General features: G+C 72.0%; 8 protein-coding genes and 1 pseudogene. 5 read left to right on the forward strand and 4 right to left on the reverse strand.

Going from position 1 to position 6,951, the window contains the following annotated elements; genetic code table 11:
• From ACWCSD_RS44055 to ACWCSD_RS44070, 4 genes and pseudogenes are all read left to right on the forward strand, one after another.
• A pseudogene (locus ACWCSD_RS44055) lies at nt 1–96 on the forward strand (hypothetical protein); the annotation flags it as partial.
• A complete protein-coding gene (locus tag ACWCSD_RS44060; RefSeq protein ID WP_449924219.1) occupies nt 96–614 on the forward strand; it encodes a hypothetical protein in 519 nt (172 codons plus the stop codon). The pseudogene ACWCSD_RS44055 and the gene ACWCSD_RS44060, both read left to right, overlap by 1 nt.
• A 95-nt stretch (nt 615–709) precedes the next feature.
• A complete protein-coding gene (glnA, locus tag ACWCSD_RS44065; RefSeq protein WP_352323044.1) occupies nt 710–2,134 on the forward strand; it encodes a type I glutamate--ammonia ligase in 1,425 nt (474 codons plus the stop codon).
• 240 nt (nt 2,135–2,374) lie between these two features.
• Nucleotides 2,375–2,608, forward strand: a complete 234-nt coding sequence (locus ACWCSD_RS44070; protein WP_352353417.1) for a hypothetical protein — start codon at nt 2,375–2,377, stop codon at nt 2,606–2,608.
• 25 nt (nt 2,609–2,633) lie between these two features.
• On the opposite strand, the gene ACWCSD_RS44075 is transcribed toward ACWCSD_RS44070, so the two are convergent.
• Together ACWCSD_RS44075 and ACWCSD_RS44080 are read right to left on the reverse strand one after the other, a co-directional pair.
• Nucleotides 2,634–3,320 (reverse strand): B3/4 domain-containing protein, encoded by a 687-nt coding sequence (locus ACWCSD_RS44075; protein ID WP_397162270.1) that lies wholly within the window; start codon nt 3,318–3,320, stop codon nt 2,634–2,636.
• 32 nt (nt 3,321–3,352) lie between these two features.
• On the reverse strand, nt 3,353–4,627 hold the full coding sequence (locus ACWCSD_RS44080) for an MFS transporter (protein ID WP_397162271.1): 1,275 nt from the start codon (nt 4,625–4,627) through the stop codon (nt 3,353–3,355).
• A gap of 82 nt (nt 4,628–4,709) precedes the next feature.
• Between ACWCSD_RS44080 and ACWCSD_RS44085 the strand changes: the two genes are divergently transcribed.
• Nucleotides 4,710–5,537 carry a LysR family transcriptional regulator gene (locus ACWCSD_RS44085; protein ID WP_364331905.1) on the forward strand — a complete coding sequence of 276 codons (828 nt, stop codon included), beginning with the start codon at nt 4,710–4,712 and terminating at the stop codon, nt 5,535–5,537.
• A gap of 13 nt (nt 5,538–5,550) precedes the next feature.
• Here ACWCSD_RS44085 and ACWCSD_RS44090 read toward each other — a convergent pair whose 3' ends face one another.
• Both ACWCSD_RS44090 and ACWCSD_RS44095 read right to left on the reverse strand, forming a co-directional pair.
• Nucleotides 5,551–6,594, reverse strand: coding sequence for a hypothetical protein (locus ACWCSD_RS44090; RefSeq protein ID WP_397162272.1), 1,044 nt, complete (start codon nt 6,592–6,594; stop codon nt 5,551–5,553).
• A 33-nt stretch (nt 6,595–6,627) separates the two neighbouring features.
• Nucleotides 6,628–6,951, reverse strand: a 324-nt coding sequence (locus tag ACWCSD_RS44095) for a [protein-PII] uridylyltransferase family protein (RefSeq protein ID WP_449924225.1), incomplete at its 5' end; no start/stop codon positions are given.

Genomic DNA, 6,951 nt, shown 5'->3' on the forward strand with positions numbered 1-6,951 from the left:
GGGCGCGCCGGCTACTACGACGGCATCGGCGCGGCCCGCGACGTGATCCAGAACCACCTGCTCCAGCTGCTCGCGCTGGTCGCCATGGAGGACCCATGGGCGGCAGGCCCAAGGCGTTCGCCGGGCTGCTCGACCCCGACCAGCGCGAGGAGTTCTACAAGGAGCTGGGCGGCAAGAAGTACGACAGCCGCCAGATGGTGCACAGCTTCGCCCCCGGCAGCGCCGAGCTCGCCACCGACGTGGTCAAGATCAACGGCACCGCCCGCCTCGGCACCTTCCGGGAGGACGGGCTGCACGGCGTCAAGGTCGACGTGAACTACCTGGCCGTCTACGCCGTGCGCCGGCCCGGCGTGCCGGCCACCACCATGCGGCTGGTCTCGCAGCTCACCGGCGAGGTGCAGCTCTACCGCTCGGACGGCAAGCCCGCCGTGTACGTGGACTGGGGCATGAGCAGCACCCCGGCCGACTGCGACATCGACGACGGGTTCGTCCACCCCGTCTACGAGGACGACCCGCCCGGTTCCGTCGCGCCGACGGGCCCGGCCACCGACCCCTACGACCTGGACGTCCGGCCGGATTTCGACGGAGGCTGCGACACGTCCCAGGGGACGTGACCCTGCGTAACACATGCGAAACAATCGAGACACCGTACGGAAACGGCCGCGACCTAGCGTCGGCATGATGGCCAGTCCCTCAGGGAGGTTCGAGAGTGTTCAACTCCGCCGACGACGTCCTGAAGTTCATCAGTGACGAAGGGGTGCAGTTCGTCGATGTCAGGTTCACCGACCTGCCGGGGACGACGCACCACTTCACCTTCCCGGTCGAGAACTTCGGCGCGAACGTCTTCACCGACGGGCTCATGTTCGACGGCTCGTCCATCCGCGGCTTCCAGGCGATCCACGAGTCGGACATGCTGCTGCTGCCCGACCCGTCCAGCGCGGTGCTCGACCCGTTCCGCCAGCACAAGACGCTCAATCTCAACTTCTTCGTGCACGACCCGCTGACCGGCGAGGCCTACAGCCGCGACCCGCGCAACGTGGCGCGCAAGGCCGAGGAGTACCTCAAGGGCACCGGCATCGCCGACACGGCCTACTTCGGCCCCGAGGCCGAGTTCTACATCTTCGACGACGTGCGCTTCGAGACGAAGGCGAACGCCGGCTACTACTACATCGACTCCATCGAGGGCGCCTGGAACACCGGCAAGCGGGCCGAGGGCGGCAACCTGGGCTACAAGCCGCGCTACAAGGGCGGCTACTTCCCGGTCCCGCCGATGGACCACTTCACCGACCTGCGCTCGGAGATGGTGCGCAACCTCATCGAGTGCGGCATCGACGTCGAGATGCAGCACCACGAGGTCGGCACGGCGGGCCAGGCGGAGATCGACTTCAGGTTCGGCACGCTGCTCAAGACGGCCGACAACCTGATGCTCTACAAGTACGTCATCAAGAGCACCGCCCTGGAGTACGGCCACACCGTCACGTTCATGCCCAAGCCGATCTTCGGTGACAACGGCTCCGGCATGCACTGCCACCAGTCGCTGTGGAAGGACGGCTCGCCGCTGTTCTACGACGAGGTCGGCTACGCGGGCCTGTCCGACACCGCCCGCTACTACATCGGCGGCCTGCTGCGGCACGCGCCGTCGCTGCTGGCCTTCACCAACCCGACGGTCAACTCCTACCACCGCCTGGTCCCGGGCTACGAGGCCCCGGTCAACCTGGTCTACTCCCAGCGCAACCGCTCGGCCTGCGTGCGCATCCCGATCACGGGGTCCAACCCGAAGGCCAAGCGCATCGAGTTCCGCGTGCCCGACCCGTCGTGCAACCCGTACTTCGCCTTCTCGGCGATGCTGATGGCGGGGATCGACGGCATCCGGAACAAGATCGAGCCGCCGGAGCCGGTCGACAAGGACCTGTACGAGCTGCCGCCGGAGGAGGCCCGCCAGGTGCCGCAGGTGCCCGGCTCGCTGCCCGAGGTGCTCGACGCGCTGGAGGCCGACCACGACTACCTGCTCGAAGGCGGCGTGTTCACGCCCGACCTGATCGAGACCTGGGTGTCGTACAAGCGGGAGAACGAGGTCGACCCGATCCGCCTGCGTCCGCACCCGCACGAGTTCGAGCTGTATTACGACGTGTGAGGCCGCGGTTCTCCCATCGGGAGAACCCGGAACGAAGGGGGCCCGGCGCCGATGACGGCACCGGGCCCTTTCCCGCTCACTCCCGCGGAACCGAGCCACCGCGCCCTTCGGGCCGGTCGATCGGCCCCGCGACGGCCGATTGGGAGGGCTCTGGCGGGGTTCGGCGAACGCGGTTACCTTGATCCCAGATCACGCAACCGGCCATCGGCCGAACGCGCCCGAAGGATCTGGAGGACCGTCATGAGGATCAGACGAGGGCTGTTAGCCGCGGTGCTGGCCGCCGGCGCGCTCTGTCTCGGTTCGACCCCGGCTCACGCCATCCCGCCGCCGCCGCCCGGCGGCGACCTCCTCGTCGTCTTCGCCTACTTCAACGGCGACCAGCTCGTCGGCCAGCGGTGGTTCGGCTGCGGCCAGCCCGCCGGCGAGTGGGGCGTCCTGTCGGGCACCCAGAAGGTCTACTTCACGCCCTGCTGAGCCGTGAGCGGGGACCGCCCCGTGGTCAGAAGTCGAAGCGGGGCGCCGACGCGGTGAGGATCTCCGACTTCGGCGACACCGGCCACAGGGCGGTCAGCTCGTCGTAGAGGGCCGTGGCCAGGCGTTCGACGTCCGCGCGGGCCGTCTCGTGCAGGGCCTCGGCCACGATGAGCACATCGGTGGTGGTGTCGCGGACCGCCGACAGGCCGCTCTGCCGGTTGGTCCAGCGGCGCGCGTGCGCCTGGCCGTCCGCGTCGGCGAAGATCACTTCTCCGGCGGCCGGGTGCTCCGTCTCGCCGGAGAAGGTCAGGTACGTCTCCTCGCCCGAGGCGTACCGCACCTCGACGAAGCCGGAGACGCGGGAGACGTCGAACACCGCCACCGGCACGGCGAAGGCGATCGAGACCGCGTTGCACAGGTCGATCAGGGGATGCAGGCGCGGCAGTGCGCCCTCCTTCCTGAAGCGGCGCAGCAACGACTCCGACGCGCACCGGTACTGCGTCGGCTTGAGCCCCATCCGGGTGAACGCCCGCCGCCACGCCTGGATCTCGGGCAGCTCGCTCTCGGGGGCGGCCCGCCGGGCCGCCAGGTCGCAGTAGCGGGCCACCTGGTCGTCGACGCGGGCGGCGGCGTCGACGCCCGCCACGTGGAGCGCGAAGGGCACCAGGTCGGGGAAGTCCCGCCAGATGTCCGCGGAATGCTGGAAACGCACTGTCACCTCGCCGGTCGTCTGACTCGTGCGCCTCACGATACTGCGGCGGCCTCCCGTCGTCCCCGCGCGGCATGCCGGGCGCGGGCGGCCGCCAGGGCGTAGCAGCCGAACGTCGCCGCCGTCAGGACGGCCGCGGCGAGCAGGGGCCGCCCGACGACGCCCAGCACCGCCACGCCGAGGGTGGCGCCGACCTGGCGGGAGGCGTTCAGCACGCCGCCCGCGGTGCCGGCCGTGCCCGCGGGGGCGGCGTTCACCATGCCCGCCATCAGCGCCGGGAACACGAACGACAGCCCGAACCCCATGACCACCAGCCAGGGCGCGAGCACGTCGGTGAACGCCACCCCCGCCAGGCCGGCCGCGAGGAGGGCGAGACCGCCCAGGATCGGCGGACGCGGGCCGTAGCGGGCCACCAGGCGGCCGGTGAGCAGCGGGTTCACCGTCATGGGCAGGGTGAGCGGCAGGAAGGCGAGCCCGGCGGCGACCGGGGACAGGTGGCGGGTGTCCTGGAGGAGGAGGGTGAGCACGAACAGCGCGCCGGAGAAGGCGAAGTTGGCGACCGTCCCGGCCAGCAGCTCCGGCCAGGTGGCGGCGAGCAGGCCGCCGGGCAGGGCGGGGGCGTGGCTGCGGCGCTCCACCAGCACCAGCGCCACCAGGACGGCCACGGCCAGCCCGGCGGCGAGCGCGGAGGTGTCGATCAGGGCCTCGGCGACCAGGCCGAGCAGCACGCAGGCCAGGGCCTGGACCTGCCAGTCGATCCGGCGGGCGCCGCGCGGGGAGGCGACGTTCCGCATGATCAGCAGGCTGACCACGGCGAAGGGCACGTTGACCAGGAAGACCGCGCGCCAGCCGGACAGTCCGACCAGGAGGCCGCCGAGCAGGGGGCCGGCGGCCAGCGCCGAGCCGGTGACGGCCGCCCACAGGCCGGTGGCGCGGGCGCGGGCGGCGGGCGCCGGGAACATCTCGGCGAGCAGCCCGAGCGAGCCGCCGGTGCACAGCGCCGCGGCCACGCCGAGCAGCGCGCGCAGCACGACCAGCACGCCGAGGTCCGGCGCCGCCGCGCTGAGCAGCGACAGCGCGCCGAACAACGCCACCCCGGCCTTGAAGACGCGGGCCGCGCCGAACCGGTCGGCCACGGCGCCGGCGGTGAGCAGCGACGCGGCGAAGGCGACGGTGTAGGCGTTGACCGCCCACTGCTGCCCGGCCAGCGAGCCGCCGAGGGAGGCGCGCAGGTCCGGCAGCGCGATCGTCAGCACGGTCGTGTCGAGGATCACCAGGAAGTAGGCGAGGGAGAAACCGAACATTCGCATGCCCACAGCCTGGTCAAACGCCGCTTTCCCCTCAACAGGCGGCGCCGTACGGGGCATTCGGGAAAACCTTATGCTGCTTTATATGGACTTGCGGCAGTTGAGGGGCTTTGTCGCCGTCGCGGGGGCGGGCACCGTCACCGGCGCGGCGAACGCGCTCGGCCTGGCCCCGGCGTCGGTGTCGGAGCAGGTGCGCAGGCTGGAGGGCAGCCTCGGCGTGCCGCTGTTCGAGCGCACGCCGCAGGGCATGCGGCTGACCGAGGCCGGCGCCGCGCTGCTCGGCCGCGCGCAGGGCCTGCTCGACCACGCCGAGGAGGTGCGCCGCGCGGTCACCGGCCGGCGCCGCCGGGTGCGCGTCGGCGCGCTGGAGATGCTGGCCGCCGCCCGGCTGCCGGCCGTGCTGCGCCGCCTGTCCGAACGCCGCCCCGACCTGGACGTGGACGTGCGCTCCCTGATGCGGCAGGACCTGCTGGCCCAGGTGGCCTCCGGCGACCTGGACGCGGCGCTCCTGCTCGACCTCGGCCCGCGGATCGGCGGCCTCGGGTTCACCCCGCCGCCCGGCATGGACTTCCTCGACGTCGGCGAGGTCGCGCTGTCGCTGGTCGCCGCGCCGGACGGCGAGCGGGAGCCGCTGCTGGTGAGCCCGCCCGGCTGCTCGATCCGGCTCGCGGCCGACCAGGCGTTCGGCCCGGACGTGCCGCGCAGGGAGCTGACCAGCATCGCCACCGCCCGCGAGTGGGCCAGGCAGGGCTTCGGGCAGGCCCTGCTGCCGGACTTCGCGCTGGGCGCCGACCTCGGCTCCGGCGCGCTGGTCGCGCTCGACTGCCGGGCGCCCGCGCTGGCCCTGCGCCTGGTCTGGCTGCGCGGACGCGAGGAGTCGCTGCGGGACGTGCTGTACGCCATGAGCGCCTGATCCGGCGGCCTGCTCACTGGTCCTTGCGCCGGGCCTTGATGCCGGTGATGCGGCGGAACACGTCCCACCAGAAGGGGGCGCCGAACAGCAGGGCCACGTACGTCAGCAGGTAGCCGGGCCAGTGGCTGGGGGTGGTGAGCCGGCTCCACCAGGTGGCGCCGTTCCAGTGCAGCGTGGGGTCGCCCTCGGCCGGGATGGCGATGCTGACCAGCGCGTGCTGGAGCATCTGGACCATCGCGGGCTCGCTGAGCGTCTCGGTGATGCACGGCACGGGGTCTGACTGGCCGCACCGGGCCTTGAGCTCGTCGTAGGCCGCCGGGCCCGCCTCGGCCACGGCGGTCACCGAGGCGCGGAAGGCGTTGTCGCGCAGCAGCGTCTTGCCGTACTCCAGGCCGTCCATGGTGAACAGCAGCGTGACCAGGAGGCCGAGGACGGCCACCACCCACTTGACGTAGCGCTTGTACAACATCGACAGGCGTTCCATCTCGCCGTCGAACCAGGTCTCGACGCCCTGCCTGAACCGGTCGAGGTCGCGCTGCGCGGTCTCCCAGACGCCGCGCAGGTGGCCGTACAGGGGGCTGCCCATCTCCTTGAGCTTGGCCAGGAAGCCCTCGACGCCCTCCGGCTCGGCGGCCGCCATCTCCATCAGGGCGACGGCGAAGCGCCCCGGCGGGATGTTGGCGATGCTCGTCCGGCCCTTCGTCGGGTGGTCGATCTCCTGGACGCGTTCGTACAGCAGTTTGACCATGGCGTCCTGCGCCTTGGGCTCGGCGACCGGCAGCGTGCCGGGCTCGGCGGGGGCGGGCTGGTCGCTGTGGACCGGCCGGGGATCACGGGTGAACGGCAGTGCGGCGAACACGTCGCGCACCTTGGCGGGCAGCCACGACCTGCCCTGCGCGTCGGCGCCGTCGAGGGTGTCCCTGAGGTAGGCCCACAGGAACTTGCTGCGGATCGCGAGCAGGCGCACGAACGCCTCGTTGACCCCGCTCACCAGCAGTGACAGCAGCAGGAACGACACCACCAGGCCGAGGGCCAGGTCCACGTAAACGGATAACACCTGCGCCTTGATACACCCGGCCGCGGACCGGGATCAACCCCCGTAGAAGACGCGCTCGACGACCTGGCGGGCGCGGCGGGTGACGCGGCGGTAGTCGTCGAGGAAGTCCTCCGAGCCGTCCGGCGGGTAGCCGAGCGTACGGGCGATGAGCCGGCGCTCCCCCGACTCGGCCGGCACGCTGTCCCCCGGCCTGCCCCGGACCAGCATGATCGCGTCGCGGACCCGGGAGGCGAACCGCCACGCCTCGGCCAGCACGCGCTCGTCGGCCGGGTCCAGCAGCCCCTCGGCCGCCGCCGCGCGCAGCGCCCCGATGGTACGGGTGGTACGCAGGGCCGGCACTTCGCCCGCGTGGCAGAG

The sequence above is a fragment of the Nonomuraea sp. NPDC001684 genome, assembly GCF_053596515.1.

Coding starts and splice junctions, on each gene's coding strand:
- ACWCSD_RS44060 (WP_449924219.1), top strand. CDS start 96: ATGGGCGGCAGGCCCAAGGCGTTCGCCGGGCTGCTCGACCCCGACCAG.
- ACWCSD_RS44070 (WP_352353417.1), top strand. CDS start 2,375: ATGAGGATCAGACGAGGGCTGTTAGCCGCGGTGCTGGCCGCCGGCGCG.
- ACWCSD_RS44080 (WP_397162271.1), bottom strand. CDS start 4,627: ATGCGAATGTTCGGTTTCTCCCTCGCCTACTTCCTGGTGATCCTCGAC.
- ACWCSD_RS44085 (WP_364331905.1), top strand. CDS start 4,710: ATGGACTTGCGGCAGTTGAGGGGCTTTGTCGCCGTCGCGGGGGCGGGC.